General features: G+C 35.8%; 28 protein-coding genes and 1 other RNA gene. 7 read left to right on the top strand and 22 right to left on the bottom strand.

What is annotated here, in order from left to right:
* The first annotated feature begins 308 nt into the window (after positions 1–308).
* Positions 309–1,451, top strand: coding sequence for an NAD(P)/FAD-dependent oxidoreductase (locus ABS911_RS06325; RefSeq protein ID WP_350466851.1), 1,143 nt, complete (start codon positions 309–311; stop codon positions 1,449–1,451).
* 31 nt (positions 1,452–1,482) lie between these two features.
* Here ABS911_RS06325 and ABS911_RS06330 read toward each other — a convergent pair whose 3' ends face one another.
* A complete protein-coding gene (locus tag ABS911_RS06330) occupies positions 1,483–2,328 on the bottom strand; it encodes a hypothetical protein (RefSeq protein ID WP_350466852.1) in 846 nt (281 codons plus the stop codon).
* Positions 2,329–2,566: 238 nt separating this feature from the next.
* On the opposite strand from ABS911_RS06330, the gene mscL reads away from it, so the two are divergent.
* A complete protein-coding gene (gene mscL / locus ABS911_RS06335; RefSeq protein ID WP_350466853.1) occupies positions 2,567–2,974 on the top strand; it encodes a large conductance mechanosensitive channel protein MscL in 408 nt (135 codons plus the stop codon).
* A gap of 108 nt (positions 2,975–3,082) precedes the next feature.
* On the opposite strand, the gene rsmI is transcribed toward mscL, so the two are convergent.
* The 15 genes from rsmI to add all read right to left on the bottom strand — a co-directional run bounded on the left by rsmI (position 3,083) and on the right by add (position 14,799).
* Positions 3,083–3,961, bottom strand: a complete 879-nt coding sequence (gene rsmI, locus ABS911_RS06340; RefSeq protein WP_350466854.1) for a 16S rRNA (cytidine(1402)-2'-O)-methyltransferase — start codon at positions 3,959–3,961, stop codon at positions 3,083–3,085.
* Complete coding sequence (locus tag ABS911_RS06345) at positions 3,939–4,295, bottom strand: GIY-YIG nuclease family protein (protein WP_350466855.1); 357 nt, start codon at positions 4,293–4,295, stop codon at positions 3,939–3,941. The genes rsmI and ABS911_RS06345 overlap by 23 nt, the downstream gene beginning before the upstream one ends.
* Positions 4,282–5,058, bottom strand: coding sequence for a tRNA1(Val) (adenine(37)-N6)-methyltransferase (locus tag ABS911_RS06350; RefSeq protein ID WP_502880509.1), 777 nt, complete (start codon positions 5,056–5,058; stop codon positions 4,282–4,284). Before ABS911_RS06350 ends, ABS911_RS06345 begins: the two co-directional genes overlap by 14 nt.
* A 66-nt stretch (positions 5,059–5,124) precedes the next feature.
* Positions 5,125–6,111: an NAD(P)H-quinone oxidoreductase gene (locus ABS911_RS06355; protein WP_350466856.1), complete on the bottom strand. Its 987-nt coding sequence runs from the start codon at positions 6,109–6,111 to the stop codon at positions 5,125–5,127.
* A gap of 188 nt (positions 6,112–6,299) precedes the next feature.
* Positions 6,300–6,644 (bottom strand): initiation-control protein YabA, encoded by a 345-nt coding sequence (locus ABS911_RS06360; RefSeq protein ID WP_035021230.1) that lies wholly within the window; start codon positions 6,642–6,644, stop codon positions 6,300–6,302.
* 53 nt (positions 6,645–6,697) lie between these two features.
* Complete coding sequence (holB, locus tag ABS911_RS06365; RefSeq protein ID WP_350466857.1) at positions 6,698–7,684, bottom strand: DNA polymerase III subunit delta'; 987 nt, start codon at positions 7,682–7,684, stop codon at positions 6,698–6,700.
* Positions 7,685–7,696: 12 nt separating this feature from the next.
* On the bottom strand, positions 7,697–8,026 hold the full coding sequence (gene darA, locus ABS911_RS06370) for a cyclic di-AMP receptor DarA (protein WP_035024045.1): 330 nt from the start codon (positions 8,024–8,026) through the stop codon (positions 7,697–7,699).
* Between the two features lie 20 nt (positions 8,027–8,046).
* Positions 8,047–8,682, bottom strand: a complete 636-nt coding sequence (gene tmk / locus ABS911_RS06375; RefSeq protein ID WP_350466858.1) for a dTMP kinase — start codon at positions 8,680–8,682, stop codon at positions 8,047–8,049.
* A gap of 103 nt (positions 8,683–8,785) precedes the next feature.
* Complete coding sequence (locus ABS911_RS06380) at positions 8,786–10,216, bottom strand: aminotransferase class I/II-fold pyridoxal phosphate-dependent enzyme (protein ID WP_350466859.1); 1,431 nt, start codon at positions 10,214–10,216, stop codon at positions 8,786–8,788.
* A gap of 23 nt (positions 10,217–10,239) precedes the next feature.
* A complete protein-coding gene (locus tag ABS911_RS06385; RefSeq protein ID WP_013709926.1) occupies positions 10,240–10,479 on the bottom strand; it encodes a YaaL family protein in 240 nt (79 codons plus the stop codon).
* A 27-nt stretch (positions 10,480–10,506) separates the two neighbouring features.
* Positions 10,507–11,103 (bottom strand): recombination mediator RecR, encoded by a 597-nt coding sequence (gene recR, locus ABS911_RS06390; RefSeq protein WP_013709925.1) that lies wholly within the window; start codon positions 11,101–11,103, stop codon positions 10,507–10,509.
* A gap of 101 nt (positions 11,104–11,204) precedes the next feature.
* A complete protein-coding gene (locus ABS911_RS06395) occupies positions 11,205–11,519 on the bottom strand; it encodes a YbaB/EbfC family nucleoid-associated protein (protein WP_350466884.1) in 315 nt (104 codons plus the stop codon).
* A 25-nt stretch (positions 11,520–11,544) separates the two neighbouring features.
* A complete protein-coding gene (gene dnaX, locus ABS911_RS06400; RefSeq protein WP_350466860.1) occupies positions 11,545–13,362 on the bottom strand; it encodes a DNA polymerase III subunit gamma/tau in 1,818 nt (605 codons plus the stop codon).
* 196 nt (positions 13,363–13,558) lie between these two features.
* An RNA gene (gene ffs, locus ABS911_RS06405) (signal recognition particle sRNA small type) lies at positions 13,559–13,645 on the bottom strand.
* Between the two features lie 116 nt (positions 13,646–13,761).
* Positions 13,762–14,799, bottom strand: a complete 1,038-nt coding sequence (gene add, locus ABS911_RS06410; protein WP_350466861.1) for an adenosine deaminase — start codon at positions 14,797–14,799, stop codon at positions 13,762–13,764.
* Positions 14,800–15,061: 262 nt separating this feature from the next.
* Here add and ABS911_RS06415 point away from each other — a divergent pair, with 262 nt between their 5' ends.
* Both ABS911_RS06415 and ABS911_RS06420 read left to right on the top strand, forming a co-directional pair.
* Complete coding sequence (locus ABS911_RS06415) at positions 15,062–15,811, top strand: ABC transporter ATP-binding protein (protein WP_350466862.1); 750 nt, start codon at positions 15,062–15,064, stop codon at positions 15,809–15,811.
* Positions 15,804–16,553 carry an ABC transporter permease gene (locus ABS911_RS06420; protein WP_350466863.1) on the top strand — a complete coding sequence of 250 codons (750 nt, stop codon included), beginning with the start codon at positions 15,804–15,806 and terminating at the stop codon, positions 16,551–16,553. The genes ABS911_RS06415 and ABS911_RS06420 overlap by 8 nt, the downstream gene beginning before the upstream one ends.
* Positions 16,554–16,627: 74 nt before the next feature.
* Here ABS911_RS06420 and ABS911_RS06425 read toward each other — a convergent pair whose 3' ends face one another.
* The 3 genes from ABS911_RS06425 to ABS911_RS06435 form a co-directional block, all read right to left on the bottom strand.
* A complete protein-coding gene (locus tag ABS911_RS06425) occupies positions 16,628–17,602 on the bottom strand; it encodes an ABC transporter substrate-binding protein (RefSeq protein WP_350466864.1) in 975 nt (324 codons plus the stop codon).
* A complete protein-coding gene (locus tag ABS911_RS06430) occupies positions 17,599–18,357 on the bottom strand; it encodes a polysaccharide deacetylase family protein (protein ID WP_350466865.1) in 759 nt (252 codons plus the stop codon). The genes ABS911_RS06425 and ABS911_RS06430 overlap by 4 nt, the downstream gene beginning before the upstream one ends.
* A gap of 204 nt (positions 18,358–18,561) precedes the next feature.
* Complete coding sequence (locus tag ABS911_RS06435) at positions 18,562–18,813, bottom strand: hypothetical protein (RefSeq protein WP_350466866.1); 252 nt, start codon at positions 18,811–18,813, stop codon at positions 18,562–18,564.
* Between the two features lie 270 nt (positions 18,814–19,083).
* Between ABS911_RS06435 and alr the strand changes: the two genes are divergently transcribed.
* Positions 19,084–20,256, top strand: a complete 1,173-nt coding sequence (gene alr, locus ABS911_RS06440) for an alanine racemase (protein ID WP_350466867.1) — start codon at positions 19,084–19,086, stop codon at positions 20,254–20,256.
* Between the two features lie 60 nt (positions 20,257–20,316).
* On the opposite strand, the gene ABS911_RS06445 is transcribed toward alr, so the two are convergent.
* Together ABS911_RS06445 and ABS911_RS06450 are read right to left on the bottom strand one after the other, a co-directional pair.
* A complete protein-coding gene (locus tag ABS911_RS06445) occupies positions 20,317–20,835 on the bottom strand; it encodes a GrpB family protein (RefSeq protein ID WP_350466868.1) in 519 nt (172 codons plus the stop codon).
* Between the two features lie 41 nt (positions 20,836–20,876).
* A complete protein-coding gene (locus tag ABS911_RS06450; RefSeq protein ID WP_350466869.1) occupies positions 20,877–22,835 on the bottom strand; it encodes an ABC transporter ATP-binding protein/permease in 1,959 nt (652 codons plus the stop codon).
* Positions 22,836–23,047: 212 nt separating this feature from the next.
* Here ABS911_RS06450 and ABS911_RS06455 point away from each other — a divergent pair, with 212 nt between their 5' ends.
* Together ABS911_RS06455 and ABS911_RS06460 are read left to right on the top strand one after the other, a co-directional pair.
* Positions 23,048–24,034: a biotin--[acetyl-CoA-carboxylase] ligase gene (locus tag ABS911_RS06455; protein WP_350466870.1), complete on the top strand. Its 987-nt coding sequence runs from the start codon at positions 23,048–23,050 to the stop codon at positions 24,032–24,034.
* Between the two features lie 29 nt (positions 24,035–24,063).
* The gene (locus ABS911_RS06460) at positions 24,064–24,594 is read left to right on the top strand and encodes a biotin transporter BioY (RefSeq protein ID WP_350466871.1); all 531 of its coding nucleotides are present in this window, start codon (positions 24,064–24,066) and stop codon (positions 24,592–24,594) included.
* Positions 24,595–24,686: 92 nt separating this feature from the next.
* On the opposite strand, the gene ABS911_RS06465 is transcribed toward ABS911_RS06460, so the two are convergent.
* Positions 24,687–24,896, bottom strand: coding sequence for a YwbE family protein (locus ABS911_RS06465; protein ID WP_350466872.1), 210 nt, complete (start codon positions 24,894–24,896; stop codon positions 24,687–24,689).

A 24,896-nucleotide genomic window follows, 5' to 3' on the forward strand; every position in this document is an offset into this window, starting at 1 on the left:
ATTAGCTTCAATGTTTACTAAGTAACAGATTATTTTGCAGAAGGGCGATTTATTTACACAAACTTATTGACGCTCTCAGTTTTTTCATTCTTTTAATAAATCTTATGTATAAAAATCATTATTTGTTTTATACTTAGTCATATTATGATTCTTTTTATTGGTCTTGGACAGTTGATCCTAGAGTAATATAAAGGATTTTTTTATGCACATACGCAAAGTACGGTTGTGATAAAAAAGTTCGCGGGACATCAGTACTTTACTATTCATGAATAAATACATGTAGATATAGATGAAAAGGATGAGGATCAATGACACAACGTAAACGAATTGCAATTATCGGTGGTGGTATCGTAGGAGCGACCGCTGCATTTTATCTTAGTCAAAAAAATTATGAAGTAGCTCTTTATGATGATGGCGTAGGACAAGCCACTTCTGCCGCTGCTGGAATTATATGCCCTTGGCTATCTCAACGACGCAATAAAGAATGGTACCAACTAGCTTCAAAAGGAGCAGCTTTTTATCCGCAACTAATGGATGATCTGGGCGAATCGCTTACTCATTCAGATATTTATCAACAAGTAGGCGCTTTGGTCTTTAAAAAAAATCTCGGTTTATTAAAAAAGTTAGAAAAAACAGCGCTCAAACGTTTAGAAAATGCTCCAGAGATTGGGGAACTGGCTCTTCTATCACCAAAGGAAATCAAAGCTAAGTTCCCTTTATATGACTCTGAAGAATCTGCTTTATTTGCTTCAGGTGGTGCGCGAGTAGATGGCTCTTTATTGACAGAAAGACTGATCGATCAAGCTCAAGCTAATGGTCTTCGGTATTATTCAGAAAAAGTCACCCTCTCTTCTCCAAATTCAAGTGAGTATGTTATCCATACCAAAATCCATGCTAAAACGTATGATACAGTTGTTCTAGCAGTTGGTGCCTGGTTACCCGAATTATTGGCCCCACTTGGTTTAGACGTTGATATTCGCCCACAAAAAGGACAATTAGTTCAACTCCACTTACAAGAAGAGATGGCTAATTGGCCTGTTATCATGCCTGATGGTGAAAAAGATATTATACCTTTCGCAAATGGAAAAATCATTGTAGGAGCTACACATGAAAATGATGGCGGATATGATTTAACACCTACTAAAGAAAAGTTAGAGACCATGCTAGAAGAAGCGATAGAAATCGCTCCTGGATTAAAGAATGCAACCATTACAGGGCTACGCGTAGGGACAAGAGCTTACACGTCCGACTTCGCACCTTTTTTTGGCGTTGTTCCAGAGTACCCTAACCTTTTTACAGCTAGTGGTTTAGGGTCTTCAGGATTGACTTCTGGACCTTTGATTGGGTACATGTTAAGCCAACTTATCTCAGGTGAAGCTACTGACTTACCACTCTCCAATTATCCGATTGATCAATACATTAAAAAAATGAACAAAAAAATAAAGATTTGAGATACTTATCTCAAATCCTTATTTTTTGTATTTAAATAGTAGAATCTGTTCCAGTGAAGACAGAATATTCACCCGTTAATGGATCCATTTTTTTCAGCTCTTTTGTTGCTAGATTGTATTCGAACATGCCTACCATATTTGAGATCCCTACTCCATCTACCTCATGTGAATGACGAATTTCAATAGTATAGATTTGTTCAGTTGTTTTCGTTGCATAGAATTGATTATCTTCTGGCGATATTCCAGTAATCGAAACGACTTCATTTAATACTGTATTCAGTTCTTCTTCAGGTGTCGGTGTTGCTTCAGTTGTTTCTTGACTAGCCTTATCTGCTGCTTCCTTTGCAGCTGCGTCTTTTTCCGTTAACCAACTACCGATTTCATCATCTGAAGCAGTTTTGATATCTTTACCTGTAGCTGTTGAAAATTCTTCAGCAGCTAAATCAGAAGTTCGTTCTGTTTTATAAGTAGAATTTTCAATAAGCGCTGTAGCTTCATCTGCTTTAGCTTTTTGGGCTTGAGCAAGCGTTATGTCTTCTTTTAAACTTGTAGCTTTTGTTTCGATATCATTGTACTCAGACAAGTCATTTTGTAGCAATAGCCCAATTGTCCCTGCAGCTTCATCATATTTTTCAGCATCATACTGAGCTAGTGCATCTGTGTACATTTTATTATAGGTTTCTTGTAACGAAACTTCTTCTGTTGATGAATCTGTTGCTTGTGAGGATGATGACTCGGATACAGTTGATTCCGATACAACAGACTCTGATTGTGTTGCTTCAGAAGTTGCTCCTTCATTTTCATTATTTGTTCCACAAGCACTTAATGCCACCATACTTAAAGAGATGATTAATAGACGACTCCAATTTTTTTTCATTTCTTTTCCTCCTTGTAAAACTATTTCTTACTATTATTATACCCTATTTCATCTAACTCCTCATTCATTTCAAATAATTTAGTGAAAGTTTATCGTTTAAGCGTTATTTCATTTGATTTTATGAAGTGTTCCGCATGACAGTAGACAATAAAACAGGCATTCTGTTATAGTTAAATGAATGAACAGAATGTCTGAATTCAAAAAAATGTTTATTTTATTCTTATTTGGAGGTGAAAACATGAAAAAATTTATGGACGAATTTAAAGAATTTGCTTTTAAAGGAAATGTTCTTGATTTAGCCGTCGGTGTTGTTATCGGTTCTGCCTTTACAGCCATTGTTACTGCTCTTGTCAATTTTATTATTATGCCTCTTGTGGGTATTTTGACCGGCGGAACGGATATCCAAAATCTATCCATCGAAGTTGGAGGCGCTAAATTAGAATATGGTGCTTTCTTGCAAGCAGTCGTGGATTTCATTCTAATTGCACTGGTTATTTTTATCTTTATTAAACTCATTAATAATGCTGCAAATAAATTTAAAAAAGCCAAAGAAGTTGTTGATGAAGTTGAAATTCCAGTAGCAGAACAATACCTTAAAGAAATTCGTGATTTATTAGCAGAAGATAAAGAAAATCGTAACAGTTAGGTTTTAGATATTTAACTTCTAAGCTCTAATAGCATTAAAAAGCATTTGATCTCCTCTGGAAGACCATTCCACGAAGAGGGCAAATGCTTTTTTATTATTCTTAGAAATTTAAAATTCATGAAAAGCTGCATAGACTTCTTGTTTTTTTAACCCTCGTAATTTAGCAACTTCTTTAATGGCATCTTTACTAGTAAAATCTTTGTCGTTTATCATTACATCAACATGCTCTTTTAGTGATAAAGTTTCCCAACTCGTGTCTTCTTCTGCTAGAAGAGTTCCTTCACTATTGCCTTCAATAATCAAACAAAATTCGCCTCTAATTTCATTTGTCATGGACCATTCAATCGCTTCTTCAATCGTTCCTCTTATAAATTCTTCATAGCGTTTCGTTAATTCACGGCAACAAACGATGCGGCGATTCATTCCAAAAACGGTTGACATGTTTTTCAAAACTTCTTTTAAACGGTGTGGCGATTCGTATAAGATAATCGTTTCAGGTCGATGATTCAACTCTTCTAAAGCAACGAGTTGATCTTTTTTCTTACGCGGTAGAAAGCCAAAGAAATAAAACGGCTGAGGGCTTATTCCAGAAGCAATCAATGCTGTTAGTCCAGCATTTGCTCCGGGCAAAGGAATAACTGGAATACCAGATTGGATACACGCTACCACTAATTCATGACCTGGATCACTAATAGAAGGCATTCCTGCATCACTTACTTGTGCAATCGTCATTCCTGTTTCTAATTTTTCAATCAGTTGATGAATTCTTTCTTGTGTATTATGCTCATGAAAACTGATTTGAGGCGTTTTTATTTCATAGTGATTCAACAGCTTTTGTGTTGTACGCGTATCTTCAGAAGCAATCAAATCTACTTCTTTTAACAATCTTACTCCTCTAAAAGTCATATCTTCCAAATTGCCAATAGGCGTAGGGACAAGGTATAAACTTCCACCTTGAGATTGCTCAAAACTCTTTTGACTCTGCATTTTTTTCACCTTCCTTTATGTTCATTTTCTCCATATTTACTAAACATGGATTCGTTAATTCGACGGGAAACGTGATTCCTTGATTGGTCAAATAAGTGAGTTTGTTTTTTCGAGTTTGTTTTTTAAAAGCATACTCTGCTTTTGTCGCTTTACTTCTAGAACAGTAACCTTCTGCATAAATCATTTTTACCGGTCTTTTCGTTTGGGGCTTAGTATACTTAGCCCCGATACCTTGATTGTGCTCTAATTCTCTTCTCTCAAGATCTGTAGTATACCCGCCATACAAACTTCCATCTTGACAATATAAGACATAAAAATAACTAACGGATTCCATGCAGCATCGCACTCACTTCTGGTAGATAATTGTTGTCCTCACTATATACAAATAACGGAGGTAAAACACGAAATCCTGTATCTTTCCCATCTTTTATCCCTTCAATCAGCAATGTATTGGCCTCTTTCCCAACTTTAGGGTAGACCAACCGCATCTTTTTGGGAGCAATTCGGTGTTTTTTCATAGTTTCCAAAATTTCAATTAATCGATCAGGACGATGGACAAAGTAAGCTTTTCCATTCATTTTTAATAGGTCGCTCGAAACTTTCATAACCTCATCTAAATTTGTATGCAACTCATGTCTGGCAATAGCTAAATGAGAATTAGGATTTTTTATACTTTTTTCTCCCACAGCAAAGTACGGCGGGTTACACGTTAATGTATCCACCGTATCTTTTTGAATCCACTTGGTTGCTTCACTTAAATCTCCATGTATAATAGAAACTTGGTGTTCTAATTCATTTAATTGGATGGTTCTTTTTGCCATGCCAACTAGTCTTTCTTGTATTTCAATTCCAATGATTGGACTACGTGTTTTTTGACTGAGCAACAAGCCAACAACTCCATTGCCTGCACATAAATCAACCACTTTGGCACGATTGTGTTTAGCAGGTTGAGCAAAATCCGCTAACAACACTGCATCTAATGAAAATGAAAAGACTGATGGGCTCTGGATGATGGATAAGTTATGACTGAGCAACTGATCCATCCGTTCATCACCTTGTAACCACTGATTCACTATGACACTTCCTTTAATTATCATCGTTTTGACTATAAAGTTTGGAGTATTCCTTATTAGGTTTTAAGTAATCTCCTATTTACGACTGATCTATTCTTCAATTTTTAAAATGATTTTCCCAGTATTTTTACTTTCTTCCATATAACGATGAGCTTTGGCTACATCCTCAAGCATAAAAGCAGTATCTACAATAGGTTTGATTAATTCTTTTTCAAAATATGGCATAACATTTTCAATAAATTCATTGGTTAGCTGAGCTTTGTACTCATCGCTTCTTGGTGTTAGCAACGTCCCTTTTAAGGTGATCCGTTTTTGCAATAACATACCTAAATTGACATTTCCAACTATTGCCCCACCTAATACGCCAATAACGATCCAACGTCCATCGATTTTTATGCTGTTAAAATTCTTTTCCCAGTATGAAGCCCCAATGAAGTCTAGTATCAAATCAACACCTTTTTGTTCAGTGTAGTCTAGTACTTTTTGATCAAACTCTTCTTCTTTATAATTGATTAGTTTATCTGCGCCCAATTCCTTACAAAACTGCAATTTTTTATCTGAACCTGCAGTAACAATTACCCGTGCTTTAGTCATTTTTTTTGCCAACTGAATAGCTGCTGTCCCTACACCACTCGCTCCCGCATGTATCAAGACCGTTTCTTCTGGTTTTAAATTTCCTAGCCAATAAAGGGTTTGGTAGGCAGTCAGAAAAACTTCTGGAATAGCAGCTGCTTCTTCGTAATTCATATTATCCGGTATAACAATGGCACGATTTGAAGGCATTGCTACATACTCTGCACACCCTCCATGATTCACTAGTCCTGCAACGCGTGTTCCAGGAACGAATTCTTTATGATCTACACTATTATTTTCAACTACAACACCTGCAACTTCTACTCCTAATATTGGATAAGGCTTAGACAATTGTTTATTTTCACGTGTCATGATGTCGGTTCTATTTATAGCGCTTGCTTTAACTTTAACTAACAGCTGGCCTTCTTTGGCTTCTGGAATTGGTTTTTCTTGGATCTCTAGTGCTTCACTATTACCTGGATTTTTAATGGATACAGCTTTCATTATATGCATTTCCTCCTTAGTTTTCAGCTAATTTCACTATAACATGCAACGGTTGTCTTTTCTATGAACCTTATTTGACTAATCATTCGCTAAAACAATTACTCCATTATTGAAATAAGGTATTAAACACAAAAAACTTGTAGCCATTTCATCCATACGGTTACAAGTCTTTTTTATTCAGTTCGCGGTTATCTTCTTTCGCCATAAATAACATCTAAACAAAAAGCGCAAGGCTCATCATTTACTCTTCTTGAACCATAGAATACATTACACACATGAAATCCATCTTCATATAATTTTTCAAGATTTAAACGCGATTTACTCATTTCTGGTTCTACAACTTCTTCGTCTGATCGTTGCAGTTTTTCAAGATCACTTAACCGGTCTCTCAAGTGTTGATTTTCAATACGAAGAGTAGCATTCTCTTCGACCAATGTTTCAACCTCTTTTTTGATTTTAGAAATCTGATGAAGAGTAGTATCCGTATCAAGTTCTATTTGAGTAAAACTATCATATAAAGTTTTTTTGTCCATCCATTTTCACCCACTCTTTGCTATGATCATCGTTTTAGTCATCTTTATGCTTTTTACTTCATTAATTGTAAAACTAGTTGTTCAAAAACACCTTGAGCATTAACATTACTCTCTAGTTTTTTGCGGCTGAGTAAGACTGCTTCAATAGCTTGCACAATGGCTTTACTTGAATACTGTATTTTAATGTGATCTAATTCTTTTTGGTACCGTGCATACGCTAATACATCAACTGTACCATAATGGAGCATCAATATGTCTCGGTAGGCTAACAAAATTAAATCCACTAACCTTCGATGTGCATCGCGATCCTTAAAATGAGGCATGATCGTTGTTTGTACGTAAACAAAACTTTGATTATCTTTATTTGTAATTAGTGTAAACCACTTCCAAATAATCGTTTTAGCTTCTTGAAACCATTCGTCTTCATTCAGTTCAAGCGCTTCTTCTACACTATTGGTCAATTGCACTAACAATGAAGCCTGATTAATTGAAAGTCCTTTGGATTCAAGTTCAGTCATCAATTTCTTTTTAGTTAAAGATTGAAAATGAACCAACTGACATCTCGATAAAATAGTTGGGAGTATCCGGTTCTTAGCAGTTGTCAATAAAAACGCTACGGCGCTGCCTTCCGGTTCTTCTAAAAATTTCAGCAAACTATTCGCAGCCCCTGGAGTCATTTTTTCAACATCTTCAACAATGAAGATCTTCTGTTGACTTTCTACTCCGCTTTTTGAAAACTCTGCTTTTAAATTACGAACTTGTTCTACTTTTATAGATAAGCCATCTGGCACAATTTCTATCACATCTGGATGTTGATGATCAAAGACGCGTCGGCAGTTTTGGCAGTTTTCACAAGGGAGATTTTCAGAACCTTCTTTGCAAAGTAAACTAGCTGCTAACCACAAACTCATCTCTTTTTTACCGGTGCCTGAAACGCCTTCAAAAAGGTACGCATGAGCTAATTGCTTTTGTTGTACTGTCTTTTTGAATTGCTTAAGTAATAAAGGCTGTAGCCAAATTAATTTTTCTTCGATTTTCATCACGACCCGAAACTAAAATTGTTGAAATTGATCAACTGGTAATACAAAGACAGTAGCTCCACCGACTTGAACTTCCACAGGATAAGGCATATTTGTTTCCATTGAAACATCTAAACTGACAGGAGGAGTCATAAATTGTTCTCTAGATTGACAATTTTTACGAATAAGATCTAACACGTCGTCTACACGTTCTTCCTCAACACCTATAATAAAAGTTGTGTTTCCTGCTTTTAAAAAGCCTCCAGTTGTTGAAAGCTTGGTTGCACGTATACCTGCATCTACAAATTCATTAGACAGACGTCCTCCGTCTTTATCTTGAACTATCGCTAATATTAATTTCATCGCACATCAACCCCTCTTTTTTATAATCTTAATTTCTCAATAATAACTTGGTAACATTGTTCAACGACTGTTTCTAAATCTTGACTTGCATCGATCTGAACGATTCTCTCAGATTGCTCGTTTGCAATAGTTAAATAAGCAGACCGAACTTTTTCATGAAACTCTAGTTTTTCTTGATCCAATCGATCAAATTGGCGATTCTCTTTGTTTTGATTGATCCGTTCCAACCCCAGATGAGCTTCAATATCTAAGTATAGCGTTAAGTCAGGAGAAAGATTTTCTGTTGCAAATTGGTTTATTTCAGCTACCTCAGAGATCCCAATACCACGAGCGACTCCTTGATAAGCCAATGAACTATCTACAAAGCGATCACAAACTACTACTTTTCCGGCTTTTAAAGCTGGAATAATTTTTTCTACTAAATGCTGCCTTCTACCGGCTGCATACAATAATGCCTCTGTACGTATATCCATTTCAGTATTCGTTGGATTTAAAATAAGTTCACGAATTTCTTCGGCGATCCGACTTCCGCCAGGTTCTCTTGTTGCAACAATATCTTGTTGAACTGCTTTTACCAACATTGGAATCAGTTTCTTTATAACGCTGGTTTTACCTGCACCATCGGGACCTTCAATTGTAATAAATGTGCCTTTCACTATTCTAAGCCCCTAACTTCTTAATTTAGCTTTATAGCTACTTTCATTATACTGTATCTATGGCTGACAGTCTAATAGCTTTTCTTTATTGCTCACGATAGAATCAGTCATTTTCAGAAAAAACAGTGAGTTCCATTTTATTTCCGAGTCCAACAACTCTCATTGACTGCTTGACAAAATGGTTTAATTGTTTGATCTGCTCGATCGTGATTCTTTCCCCTTTTAAGACAAGTGGAATTCCTGGTGGATAGGGAGTTATATTTTGCGCAGCAATTTGTCCTTCGGCATCTGCTAAACGAATGCGCTTCATCCTACTGCTATTTTGACTCTGATAACTCAAATCTAGCTCCGTATAAGATGCAATTGAAAAGTTTGTTTCTTCGTTTTCGATTTCCTTAATTTCTAGATGCTCAGGCAATTGTATACAGAAAGGCTCTCTTACTTCAGTCGTTTGTTTCAATAACGGAAAAGTGAGCAACACTGTAAAATGATCTGCCTTTTCACTAAAAACACCTTGTTTTTCTAATTGTGCGGCTAGTACTTCACCACTATGATTTTTCCAAGATACTCTTACTTTCAGTGGATCACTACTCTGAAAGCTCTTCAGGCCAGCCTTCTCAAATTGAATTTTCCACAAATCACGATACGCTAAAGTAGCTTTCAAGTCGTTTTCATTAAAACAGGCTAGGAAGTAGCGCGCGTATTCTAGTGAGAGCATCAATGGATAAGAAGGACTGCTCGATTGAAAAACATGCAAATAATGTTCAATTTTGTGTTTTATAAGAGAGGATACTTTATGTCCAAGATGTAGATAAGCTGTTTGTGTAAGGGAAGGTAGCATCTTATGAGCCGACTGTACCACTACATCTGCTCCTAGATCTAATGCTGAAACAGGAAATGGTTCTCCTAATGTAAAGTGCGGGCCATGAGCTTCGTCTACTAAAACGAAGCACTTTCTTTTTCTTGCATAGGCAATTAACTCCTCAAGAGGATAAACCATTCCATCATATGTAGGATAGGTAACAATTAATGCCGTTACAGATGGATAGTTTTCAAAAGCTTCTTCCAATCTTGCTAAAGTAATCCCTAGAGGCGTTGCATCTAATTCTGTTAGTTCAGGTGTTAAAAAAATTGGACGCAATTCTGCCAATTCTAATGCATGAATAACAGATTGATGGCAACTTCGATCAACAAATACTTGGTCTCCCTTATTTGTTGATCCCATAATCATTGCTAAATTACCCACGGTCGATCCATTGATTAAATAATAGCTCTTCTTACTGCCGTAGAGTTTTCCTAACAAATCTTGACTTTCTTTTAGAGCACCAACCGGTTCATGTAAATAATCCAATTCTGAAACTTCAGTTTGGTCAAAAGAAAGCATAGTATGAAAAGAGGTTAATTGTTCATCCCAGTTCACACCATTCTTATGTCCAGGTACATGGAATGAAACCTTTTCCTTTTTTCTATGTTGATTTAAAACTTCAAATAGAGGGCGACGATGCTGGTTTTCATCGTTAGTTTTCTTGTTCATCCTCGCTCCTCCTTATTTTTTGTTTACTTAAGGGATTCTAAAGTAGATGTGTCGCCTTTAATGTGTCTTGTTTTTGCTTCTTTGAATAAATAGAAATACTTCGCTTTAGCTAATTTGGTTTGAGCAAACAATAAACTGTCTTTTTCAATAACGGAATGCTCAATTCTTTTAGCATACTCCCATTTTCCTTTTGTTTCCGTCATCAATTTTAGCAAGGCTGCATCGTACTCTCTTCGTAATGCGTATTTTTTCTTAAATAGCATTTTTTTTGCCTCCTTCCTAAATCCTGTTTAAAGTTCTCTACGCCCTTCCACTGCTTTCAGCAATGTGATTTCATCGGCATACTCGATATCGCTTCCTACTGAAAGCCCATGAGCCAATCGTGTTACTTTAATGCCAGCTGGTTTGATTAACCTTGATAAATACATCGCTGTAGCCTCACCTTCAGCAGATGCGTTCGTTGCAATAATCACTTCATTTATTTCGTCAGACTGCAATCTCTTGATTAAACTTGGTATATTGATATCTTCTGGACCGGTTCCTTCTATGGGAGAAAGAACACCATGTAACACATGGTATAATCCATGATATTCACGCATTTTTTCTAATGCCATGACATCTTTTGGATCTTCTACAACTAAAACGGTACTTCTGTCACGCGATTTATCTTGGCATATTTGACAGGGATCATCTTCGGTAATTTGGCCGCAATTGGAGCAATAATGCAAATCTCTTTTCGCACTGATCAATGATTTAGCAAAATCTGTTACATCTTCTTCACGCATATCAATCGTAAAAAAGGCTAAACGCGCAGCTGTTTTTGCTCCAATTCCAGGTAGTTTCATGTAACTGTCCATTAATTTTGATATCGGTTCTGGATATTGCATAGTCATTTCCTTTCTTAATCCTTTAGAAGGACTTTATAGGATTCAAAAAACGGGACCCACAAGGAATCCCATTTTGATCATTATCTGTTTGGTTCATTATTTTAAAGTCCGGGAATCCCTTTAGTGTATTTCCCCATAGTAGCTTGTGTTTCTACTTCTACTTTTTCTAAAGCGTCATTTGTTGCCAATATAATCAAGTCTTGCAACATTTCAATATCTTCAGGATCCACGGCTTCAGGTTTAATAGAGATGTCTTTCATTTTCTTTTCTCCTGTTAACGTTACTGTGACCAAATCTCCATTAGATGTCCCCATAAATTCTTTTGCATTTAAATCCTCTTGAGCTTTCACCATATCTTTTTGCATTTTTTGCATTTGTTTCATCATACCTTGCATATTTCCCATTCCGCGCATTATATTCTTCCTCTCAATTGGTTATTTTTCAATCATTTTTTACTTCAACTATTTCTTCTCCAAACAATTGCATGGCTTCCGTAACAATCGTTTCTTCTTCATCAGGCTCAGGTAAAACCGACTCTAAACTGTTCAAGTTTTCTTGCTCAAAATCAGAGGCCGTTTGGTTAGGCTTCTTAGTAGCAGGAGAATCGACTTTTTTGGCTGGACGATTCTTCAATAACTCTTTATTTTGCTTTAAGAATTGTTCTCGAATAACGGGCCATTGTTCTGAAGGAACACAGATCATTTGGGGAGAATAGCCCACTAACCGTCTTAAATCTTCACTCACGGCTTCTAGTAATTCATTATCGTTAGTGGCCTTTTGACACAAAATATCATATTCAAATGAAACAATCAAGCCATTAGGACTCGCCGCGACTGGTGTAGAAGCTTTCATGATGGCTCTTTGAGTGACAGAAAGCATATTTAATAAATCAGGCCAAATATCAATTAGCTGTGCTAAATTTTCTTTTGTGGCTTCACTCAACACTTTGTAGATAATTGTCGTATTTGTTTTAAACTGATTATTTCCAGGTTTAGCAGTCGCTTTAGGCGCTTTCTTGGCTGGTTGAGGCGTACTGCCATTCTTAGCCAGTTCTTTCAGTTGTTTCCTCATTTGACTGAGCTCTTTTTCCATATCCAACATTTTTTGCTGTTCAACTTGACCGAGTTCATTTCCATTTGGTTCTTCAACCGAGGTACTGTTTGGTGCTTTAATGTCCGACAACTGGGTCAATTTTACTGTAGCAACTTCTAAATAGACTTCTGCATGGTTCGTAAACCGTATCTCTTGTTGAGTATCATTTAAAAGTTCAATCACTTTATACAACTGTTGAGCTGTGATCGTTTGACTAAGGCTTTTAAATCCTTCGTCAACATTTGCGCCTTCCAATAAATCGGTCATCTGAGGAGCTTGTTGGTAAACCAATAAATCTCGACTAAATAGAATCAAATCTTCTACAAAACGACTGGCATCTTTTCCTTCTGCTAAGATACTCTGCAAAAGAGACAATCCTTTTTCCGTATTGTGTTGAATAATAGAATCGAAATAATCTAAAACCAGTTCTTGCGTTAAACTTCCAGTCACACTCATTGCATTTTCAACGGTTACTGAATCATCTCCATATGAGATAGCTTGATCTAGTATGCTCAATGCATCTCGCATACCACCTTCAGCAGCTCTAGCGATGACTGTTAAAGCCTCTTCTTGATACTCTATTTTTTCTTGGCCTAAGATATACGCCATGCGTTCGCAACTGTCTCGAACACTGATCCGTTTAAAATCAAATCTCTGTGTTCGAGAAATAATGGTTAGTGGAATTTTATGAGGTTCTGTTGTAGCTAAAATAAAAATAACATTTTTAGGCGGTTCTTCTAATGTTTTTAATAAAGCATTAAAAGCTCCAGTGGTTAACATGTGGACTTCATCAATAATGTAAACTTTATATTCTGCACTAGTGGGAGCATATTTAGCTTTATCCCGAATGTCTCGGATTTCTTCTACTCCATTGTTACTGGCCGCATCAATTTCAATCACATCATTTAACTGACCTTGAGTAATAGACTCACACATTTCACACTCATTGCAAGGCTCCCCATCTTTTAAGTTGGGACAATTGATCGCTTTAGCAAAGATCTTTGCTGCACTCGTTTTTCCTGTTCCGCGTGGCCCAGTAAAGAGATAAGCATGACTTGTTTTCTCTTGTGCTAAAGCATTTCTTAACGTTTGTGTAATGGCTTTTTGCCCAGCAATATCTTGAAACTGTTGTGGACGCCATACTCGATAAAGTGCTTGATAACTCATGCATTTCTCCCTTTCTTGAACCGTTCATCATTACTCTTTATTATACGTTATTTGAGGGGAAATTTAAACAGCTAGACAGTGACTCTTTTTAGTTTCGTTGATCATCTGTCTATTGCATTGCCTTTATCTTAAAATATAATCGCGAACAAAAAAAGAAACCGTTGATTATCTAATCAACGGTTTCTTTTTTTGTTCTATGTACATACGGCACATGACGAAACATCCTTAGTGCTGCTTCCTTCCGGATCTGACACGATTCGAAAGTTCATCATTGCCATACGGCCTTGCGGCATTTCTTATTATATAGGAATAACAAATGAAAAGCCAGTGTTTTTTTTATTAAATAAGTACAACTATCAAAATGAGTGTTACATTTTTTTAAATTTTACGAGAAAGCTTTTATATCACCTTTAATTTATTGAAGGTCTTTACATATTCATCTATCGATTGGATATATTTTTCTTTTTCTTCTTCAGAAATCCAAGCAATAGCAAAAGAGTTCTTAACTAATTGAATAACTTGTTCTGTAGTTAGTGAATAATTTTCAGCTAACGCATACAAATCATCTGAAATGTAACTTTGGAAATACGCTGGGTCATCTGAGTTCACGGTCACCTTTACTCCTTGTTCCAATAACTCAATAATTTCTTTTCCTTTCATATCTTCCACCACAAAACTATTAGAAACTGGGCAACAAGTTAAACCGATATTGTTTTCTTTAATGTATTTTACCAAATCTGGATTTTCTACGATGTTGGTTCCGTGATCGAGTCTTTCAACTTTTGCATCAAAAAGTGCTTGACGAATGTGTTCAATCGAATTTTCTTGATCGATATCACAGTGCATTGTGATATAAAAACCTTCTTCTTTTGCTCTCTTAAATACATCAAAAAATTTACTTGGTGGATTGTCTCTTTCATCAGAATCGAGCCCGATTCCAACTATTTTATCTTTGTATGGAAGAGCTTGTTCAAATGTTTCCATAGCTGATTCTGCAGACATATCTCGTAAAAAACACATGATAAGATTTGCACTTATTCCTAAACTAGAACTATCTTGAATAGCACGATAATATCCACTAAACATCTTTTCGAAGCTAACTCCTCTTGAGGTATGCGCTTGAGGGTCAAAAAACACTTCTACATGTCTTACATTATGCTCTTTAGCTTTTTTCAAATATTCCCATGCCAATTCATAAAAATCTTCTTCTGTTTGCAATACATTCATTGCTGGGTAATACACATTCAAGAAAGAAGATAGAGAATCAAATTGATAACTTTTTTGAACTTCTTCAATAGTTTCTTGTCCGATAGTAATTTTATTTCTTCTAGCTAATTTCAATTTCAATTCAGGTTCTAAAGTCCCCTCCAAGTGAAGATGCAACTCTGCTTTCGGCAACATTTTAATAAATTCTTTTGTTGGATAATTTGTTGGCATTAGATATTCTCCTTTAATTTAATTTTCATTCGTCATTCACTTTCGACTGAAAACGAACAAATATTTATATATAAATAAAATTATACGTATTTTAACTATTTTATCAATAGTTAATTGCCTTTAAAAAATATATAAACACCATTAACGAACATTAATTAAAATTTAGCTATTTACAATTTTTCGGTTGATGCTTAAAAAAGCCATTTGTATCTTGAGTCTAAAACTTTTATAATAGAATCGACTACCAAAAGGAGACAACTAAATGATTAAAAACGCTATATTTGTGAATGAGTTAACTTGTTCATTTAACGATAAACTTATATTGAATGGTATCTCTTTTGCTGTTCCATCTAACTCTACATGTGTCATCATTGGACCCTCTGGCTGCGGAAAAACGACTATTCTTAATGCTTTAGCTGGATTTATTAAACCTATCAGTGGAGAGTTAAGAATGAATGATGTTCCAGTAACGGATTTTCCTAAACAAACTGGAATGATACTTCAAGAGTACGCTTTGCTTCCATGGTGTACCGTTTTTGAAAATGTCGCCATAGGGCTTAAAATAGCCCATCACAATCCGGATAGAATTAAAGAAAAGACAAATCAAGTTTTAAGAGAATTAGGTATTTTAAATTTAGGGCAGCACTATCCTTCTCAAATAAGTGGCGGTCAAAAGCAACGTGTAGCGATTGCACGAAGTTTAAATTTAAATCCTGAGATTCTTCTTTTAGATGAAGCAACTTCAGCTTTGGATGCAATGACCAAAGAACAATTGCAGGATATGCTTTTATCCATTCATCAAACAAAAAAAACAACTCTTTTACAAGTGACCCATTCTATAGAGGAAGCAGTCTTTTTAGGAGAGCAGATCATTGTTATGAATCAAGGCGGAATACACGACATCATCCAAAATCCTTTGTTTGGAATTGAAAACAGTCGTAAAAAAGCAGCTTTTTATGATATGTGTTTAATGGTTAGAGAAAGTTTAGAAAGCGGGACACAACATGAATAAACGGATGAAAATGCCTTTAGATACTCTTATTGGTTTAATAGGCTTATTTTTGGTTTGGGAATGTCTCTATTATGTCGTGGCACATCCAGTTATTCCAAACCCAATCAAAACCATGCACTTATTTGTCCAATTATTCCCGGTACTCCTTCCCCATATCTTCAGCAGCTTATTTCGTATCCTATCGGCTATTCTTATTTCTGTTTTGATTGGTGTGCCTCTAGGAATTTGGATTGGAGCCAGTAAATGGGCTAATCAATTGTTGTCTCCTTTGCTGTATCTCATTTACCCCATCCCGAAAGTCGCATTTTTACCAGTCTTTATGCTGCTGTTTGGTTTAGGTGATGCGTCAAAAATTAGTCTAGTTGTCTGGATCGTTGTTTTTCAATTGATTCTATCCGTACGCGATGGCATCAACCAAATTGATCCATCTTATTATCAAGTCATGCTTATGATGCATGCGAGTAAATTGCAAACCTTTATCTATCTTCTCTACCCAGCTATTCTTCCTCAAATTATCAGTGGGTTACGTGTCTGTATTGGAATTGCAGTAGCTTCACTATTTTTTGCAGAAAATTATGCTACCCAATATGGTCTTGGTTATTACATCATGAATGCTTGGTCTGTTATTGACTATCCGCAAATGTTTTGCGGTATATTGGCGCTTTGTTTACTTGGATTTTTATTGTTCAAACTGATTGATCTGCTAGAACGATTGTTAACCCCTTGGAACAAATCAGATTGATTGATCATAGACTAAAAAAATAACTCAATTTGAAGGATTCTCTTTAACAGAGCCATTCAAATTGAGTTATTTCGCTACTTATTCAGCATGGAAAAATCGGTCAGTTCTTCATACGTATACTCTTTGCTGATCATGTCTTTTTCTTTTGTCCACTCTTCAATACTAGTATATTGTTCTTCAGTAACCGTCGTTGCTTTAGTATAGCCGTCTTCTTTATTGGACAAATAATCTCCCATTTCTTTAGGGAAGTTATACTCGTTTAAAACAGTGCTGTATTCAGCCGGATCAGTTGAGTTTATATACTCGACTGCTTTGTCATAGGCACGATAGAAAGCAGCAATGTCATCAGTTTTTTCTGCGACACTCTCCGCACTGAACAAAATCGTTCCACCTTTTATTCCATACTCTGATGAACTTGCCAACACATGCGCCCCATTTACTTTAAGTGCTGTAGCTTGAGGTTCAGTGAATATAACCGAATCAATTTGATTCTCAAGTAATGCTTCGTATCTTGCAGGAATAGACGGGATAGACACTACTTCATAACCAATTTTATTTTTAGCAGCTATTTCATCCATAATGTATTCCAGTAGAAGTTTAGGGATTAATGAAACATTTTTACCATCTAATTGTTTAATGTCTGTAATTCCTGAATCAGGTGAAGACAACAATTTAAATTCTTCATTGATGTCTGATGTAATCGTTAAATCGATTCCGCCTTCCCGAAATGAAAGAGCCGTCATCACATCTGCAATCATTCCGTCCAGCTCACCAGATTGAGCAGCTGCATTACGATCATTTGGTGAGTTAAACGCTGTAATGTCCACAGCCACTTGTTCTTCCTCGAAATAACCATTTTCTTCTGCTAATATAATTGGAATAGCCGATTCTGCTGGCAATGTGCCAAATCTAAGTGGATCATTTGAACTTTCTGAAGAACTTGTTTCACTATTTTCAACAGATTCGTCAGTACTTGAACAAGCCGCAAGTGCTAACGCGCCTACCAATAATAGTATCATTACTATGAACAGTCTAACCAATTTTTTCATTTTCTCGCTCCTTGTTCTACAATTGTCTTAAATTTTTCTAGTGTGCAACCAAGAGCAACGGTCTCTCGGTGCAGTTCTAGCACTGGTGTATGTAATGTATTCACACCCGGAACAGTCGTAAACGCATACTTTATACCAGCTTCAGCTAACCGTTCTATATCCTTAGGTGCATAAATGCCAAATGGGTACGCAAATACATCTGGGCAAGTCACATACCCTCCACATTCCGTTAAATCTTTTTTCAGGTCTTGTAGAGAGGTCGCCTGCATTTCGCTCGTCCCATCAGGGTAGCGCTTATGAAGATTAGTTGTGTGATTAGCCAACTCAACTACATCAAGCATCTCTTCTAGTTCTTGCTTACTCATAACCTTTGATACTGATGGATCAAAAGGTTCTCTTTCATTTGATAACCAGCCCAACACGACAAAACTAACGGCATGAAATTGCAGTTCTTTTAAAATTGGGTAAGCATACTGATATACTGACTGAAAAGCATCATCGATCGTTAACAAAACTGATTTTTCTGGAAGCTGTATTCCTTTTTCATAAAAGTCTTCTATTTCTTGAAGCGATAAGGTATGGTAGCCCTCTCTTTTTAAATACATCATTTGTTCTTTAAAATCATCTATGTAACTGAAAAGCATCGTTGGTAAGGCATCTTGATAGTGTTGTTCAACGGAAATAGTTGAGGGACTTGTAACGTCAATGTCACCTCGTTTTCGAAACTCATGATACATCAAAACAGTAAAACTCATGGCAGATTCTCCTTTTTTGTGAAATAATTCACTTGAATTAGTAAAGAATGAAACTTTTTTCCTTAATGAATCATACCATGTATTCAGTATTAAATTCATTAACTTTTAAAAAGATTTGAATAAAAAAGGCAGAACCAAGCTCTATTCGTCGAATAGAGCTTGGTTCTGCCTTTGCCTTTAATTTAGTGTAAAAAGTGATTTACTTTACTCTTTTTCATCTTCTATGTATTCTTCCTTTTCATTTTGAATTCTTAAAGCTCCTTTGATCTCTAAATACAAAGTAATAGCGTCGTAATTATCTGTATTGTATTTCTCTATTTCGCCTGTTTGAATTTCAAAAATTTGATCCATTTGGCTCAAAATGGCTATTAATAATTCGATTTTTTTAGTGTGCTTTAGTTTCTTTGATTTAAGAATAGCTAAATAATTTTTCCGAAAATCTTGAATATTCCCCATGTAATTCACCCTATCTTTAAACAGTGATAATAGAACGCCTTTATCTATTCTAAAGCAGCGTTCTTTAATTTATCAACCTATATTGTACACCTTCCATACTAGTATACCATGTATTTTGCTTACGCTTTTTTATTTTAGTCAATAATATAGCTTTTAAATATACCATTCTTTTTCTTGTAATTGTCTTAAATTTATTTTTAAAGTACATTAATTTAATGTTAAGTGGTATTATTATAAAAAATGTACTAGATACTTTTAGGAAGTGAACTAATGAAAATAGGAAGCTCTAGAGAGACTTGGGTCGAGATATCTCTTGATAATGTAGAAAACAATATAAAAAATTTCAAAAAAACCCTCTCATCAGATACAGCTTTGATGGCTGTTGTAAAAGCTGATGGATATGGACATGGAGCAAAAGAGATTGCTGAAACGGCTATTGAAGCCGGGGCAACTTATTTAGCCGTAGCTTTTCTAGATGAAGCAGTAGTTTTACGAAAGGCCGGATTCACCATTCCGATTCTAGTCCTTGGTTACACGAGTTTAGATACTGAAACCATTGAAAAAGCTATCGACTATGGTCTTACATTAACAGTGTACTCTAAAGAAGCTGTTGAAATCATCCAACAGTTAGCTGATCAAAATAAAAAAGTTTGTCGCATTCATTTGAAAATTGATAGTGGAATGAATCGAATTGGCGTACGAACTGCAGAAGAAGCATTACAAATTGTAGCATCCATTACTTCAGATTATTTACTCTTGGAAGGTATTTTCACCCATTTTGCTGATGCTGATGCTATTGAATCTACCTTTGTTCATGAACAATTTAATCACTTTATGCATGTTGTCTCCAAAATCCAAGATGAAGGATATATGATTCCAATAAAACATTGCTGCAATACCGCAGCAACCATTGCTTTTCCTGAGATGCATCTGGACATGGTTCGAGTTGGCATCGGGCTTTATGGCTTGTATCCAGAGCAACACTTACAAGATCACATTGAGTTAAAACCAGCGATGACTTTTAAAACGAAACCGATTTTAATCAAAAAAGTGTCAGCCGGACAAAGTGTCAGCTATGGACGAACCTATACAACGACAACAGATTCAATTATTGCAACTATTCCTGTAGGCTATGCAGATGGTTTTTCAAGGGCCTTATCCAACAATGGGAATGTAACGCTAGATGGACATAAAGCTCCTATTGTCGGACGAGTGTGTATGGATCAGACAATGGTAGACCTTACTGAAATTGATCCAGTCCATTTTAATAAAGAAATCGTTCTTTTTGGAGATCCTAAAGATAACTGCATTTCCATTAGCGAAGTCGCTACACAGATGAATACGATTCATTATGAAGTTGCTTGTTTGGTAGGTAAAAGAGTGCCTAGAGTTTATCTCAGTCACAATAAAATAATAGCTGCTACTGGATTAGCACAACCTTAACTATCTATAAAAAATAAAAAACCTAGTGCATAACTGTTGCTTCACAGTATGCACTAGGTTTTAATTGGTAGTTTTGTACCAGTGTAAGGCTAGTTGTTCTATTTTTTTTACCACTGTTATCTTAGCCTCGATATAAGCAGCAATGTCATCTGAATAAAGTAACGCATTCTCTTTTTTTAACTGTCCATACCTTTGAGCTTCTTTAGGACGTGCTCTTAAGTAATCTCGAAAAGCCAAATGGCGTGTAATTTCTTGATCACCTATTTGAAAAAGATGAACATGATGGGTGCGGTGATCGCCGCCTTTTTCAAAATAACGTCTACCCGGCAGACCATTTTCGCCCTTTACCACATACCCTAACTGTTCCATTTCTTCATTCAATGCATCTACTTGATTCACGTTATAAACTACAGGCATTAAATCAATAATCGGCTTTGCCGCTAATCCCGGAACAGCTGTACTGCCAATATGAAAAATCGCATGGTTATTTTCTTGGAATAGTTGATGAAGAGCTTTTTTCTCTTTTTCAAATAACAGTGGCCAATCTGTTTGATAATCCAATACTTCTACTTTTCTCATCTTCGCTCACCAGCCTGTACTTTATTTCTGCAAACTGTAGCTTAGTCTCTCCTTAGTGACTCTACCGGATCTAATTTGGCTGCTTTTGCTGCAGGCATTAAACCGGCTACCATACTGATAAAAACGCTTAGCACAATACCAGACACAGCATACGTTGGTGTTAAATTAATAATATTAACATCGAAGTAGTTTGTACTTATAGCGTTAGCAGCTAGTGATAACCCCCAAGCAATACCAACTCCAAACAGTCCGCTAAATAAACCAATTAAGAAAGATTCAGATACAAAAATACGGCGAATGTCTTTTTTACGCCCTCCAATTGCTTTGATGACCCCAATTTCTTTTGTACGTTCAACTACACTGATGTAGAGAACGGTTAAGATCATAATAGCTGATACAATTAACGAAATTCCAGCAACTCCTGCTAGTACATACGTAAAGATATCCAACATTTGACTAAACGTATCAGCCAATGCTTCTGTTGTTGAGCCCTTGTAGTTTAAATCCTCGACTTCAGCTTTGATAGACTCTGTGTTATCTGCATTATCTGAAACAAGGTAAACGATATTAGGATTTAGTTCGCCACCAGCTTCTTCTACAAATAATTTTAAATCTTCATAGGTCAAATATACCGTGTCCAATGCCGCTTCAGAACCATAAATACCGCTGACAGTCATTGTTAGATCAAGTGGCTCTTCATTAACAATTGTTTCTATTTGAATATCCTGTCCTACAAGATCTTCACCTAAAGTATCAGCTATATTTTGAGTGATCATAACTTCCCCATCTTTAGGCAATGATCCTGCTATAATATCTGCACTAGTAATCATGGAAGAAACAGTTGTTACACTCATAAACTGAGCAGTATTTTCATCAAATGTTGCTTTATTTGTTCCAATAGAGAAATTAGTAAAGCCTTCTTCAACAGCCTCTACATGATCAATTCCAGCTAGTTCTTCAATATTTTCAGATTCAAATGATCCTGCGCTAGATAACCCTAACATAGGATTTTGATCTTGCATTTCATTTACTTCTGTCTGATTTCCTGTTTCTTCATCTGGCATATGGACTTCACTAACTAGCGGATTCACTTGACTATTCATGGTATCCGTTAAATAGGCGTTTACTCCGCTACCTAGAGAAAGCATCAAAATAACACTCATGATTCCGATGCTTCCACCTAAAGCTATCAAAATATTACGGGATAATTTTTCTTTCATGTTTAGCAAGGCTAATTTCATTGCTCCAAACAAACTCAAATTCTTATTACGGTTTGGTTTGCTCGTTTTGTATTTATTGTCTGTAACAGTTAGGGTATCTTTTACTTGATCATTGATTACTCGTCCATCATCAATCGTCACAACTCGACTAGAATAAGCTGCTACTCTTTCAGAATGGGTTACCATAATGACAAGTTTCCCATTTTCAGCAATTTCTTTGATCATTTCTAAGACTTGCTCCGTTGTTTCTGAATCCAACGCTCCAGTTGGCTCATCTGCAATAATAATATCTGGATCATTCACTAGCGCACGAGCAATGGCTACACGCTGCTTCTGTCCTCCAGATATCGCATCAGGTTTTTTGTATAATTGATCTTGCAGACCTACCGCGCCTAAAATTTCCTTAGCTCTTTTCTCTCGTTCTGCCTTCGATACGTTCGACAGCGTCATCGCTAAAGTTACATTGTCTAGAACCGATAAATGTGAGATCAGATTAAAACTTTGAAATACAAATCCGACTTTTTCTTTATGGTACTGTACTAAATTTTTTTCAGAATAATCGCCGATATTGTCTCCATCAACAACAATTTCACCTTGAAAATCTGAATCTAATCCACCGATTAAATTCATCAGTGTAGATTTCCCACTACCTGATTCTCCAATGATGGAAACCAATTCCCCTTTTTCAAAAGACAAATTAACGTCTTTCAATGCTTGAAATGTTTCTCCACCACTAATTTTATATGATTTATTTACGTGTTTTAATTCCATTACAGGCATCTTTATTCTCCTTTAATTCTTGTATGTCTTTATTTTTTTTGTAGAATGTTCTAATATTACTACTTCTATAGCGATTAAACAAGTGTTACTCCTACTCTTTACATCCTAAACAAAATGAATACTACATGTTACCTCGCGTATTGTTACCTTTTATTATAATTTCAGTTGACAATCAATTTTTGACCATCTATACTAAAAAAAGAGGTGAACTTATGTCTACAAAATTACGTATTCTATCTTTTTTAGAACAACAAAAAGGAAACAGCATTTCTGGACAATCCTTAGCAAACAGCTTAGGTCTTTCAAGAACGTCCATTTGGAAAGGCATCAAAGCTTTGCAAGAAGAAGGGTATATTATTGAAGGGGTAACAAATAAGGGCTATCGACTTTCTTTAACATCAGATATTATTTCTACTGATGCAATCAGATCCTATTTACAACCTAATTTACAAAATTTCCCTGTCTATCCATTTAAAACAATTGATTCTACAAATAGTGAAGCTCGAAAACTTGCCACACTAGATTCAACACACGAAGGACTTGTTGTATCTGAAGAACAAACTAATGGACGAGGACGATTAGGTAAATCATTTTATTCGCCTAAACAAACTGGGGTGTATTTAAGTTTTTTTCTAAAACCTAATTTAAATATGGCGGATGCTTCTCTAGTTACTACGGCAGCGGCTGTAGCTGTTTGCTTAGCTATCGAAAAAATAACCACTAAAAAACCCAAAATTAAATGGGTAAATGATATCTACCTTAACGAGACAAAAATATGCGGGATTTTAACTGAAGCTGTCTCCGATTTTGAAAGTGGAAAAGTAGAAACATTGATTGTAGGTATAGGGTTAAATGTTAAAGAACCTTCCGCTGGTTTTCCTGATGAATTGACTACTATTGCAGGATCCCTTCTTTCTTCTGCAGAAACAGAACATTTTGACCGCAATCTCTTAGTGGCTGAAATTACGAATCATTTCTATGACATTTACCAAACCATTGAAGATCGTTCTTTTCTGGACGAATATAAAAAACGTTGTTTTGTAATTGGTAAAAAGATTACTTTTAAAGAACGCAAACAAGAATTTGAAGCTATTCCGATTGATATTGATTCTCAAGGAGGCCTAGTAATCCAAATGGCTGATGGTCATCAACGTACGTTGTCTTATGGAGAGATTGTTATGAAAAAACCGTTCCAGTAATTTATTGGTGCAATTAAAAGGAGACTCTTATGTCAAAATTAACCGTACGAGAAGTAACTTTTTGCAGTCTTATGGCGGCATTAACTTATATTAGCAGCTTTATCAGCTTACCTTTAGGGCCAGTTCCCTTTACATTGCAAACTCTATTTGTCTTGTTAACCGGTCTTATCTTACAAAAAAGAGCCGCTTTTATCGCACAAGTATTGCATTTATTCTTAATCTTGATTTTTAAAGGATTCCAATCCTTTTTAAGTCCTAGTTTTGGATTTGTATTTGGTTTTATTATTGGAGCCTACGTGATGGCTTGGTTTTTAGAAAGCAGAGGATTTACAACAAAATCTGCTATAGGGGCTCTCCTCATTGGCTCCAGTATTTTTTATTTATTTGGATTACCTTATATGGCACTTATTGTAAGAGGTTATCTTCATTTGACAATGAGTACTAGTCTTATTTTAAAAACCGGATTTTTATTGTTTATTCCAGGAGATATCCTTAAAGCTGTTTTTGCTTTTCTTATTGGTTCACGTTTGCAGCCTTTTGTTCGTCGACTGCCCAACTAATACTGAACAATAAAATAATTCAATTCACTATTACACAAACTAAAAAGGGTCCCAAGAATGTCTTCACATTCTTGGGACCCTTTTCTACTAACTTATTTAGTATCATCTGTTAAGATTTTCTGCACGCGACCAACTTGGTCTCCTTCTTTCAACATCACTTTAATGCCGTGCGGATGCTGAGCACTATTTGTTAAAATGCGTTTCACATGTCCTCTAGTTAATTTATTCGTGCGCTGATCTTTTTTTAAAACAATATCGACTAATCCATCAATTTTAATATTCGCTCTTGATTTTCCATCCAT

The organism is Carnobacterium sp., assembly GCF_040274425.1.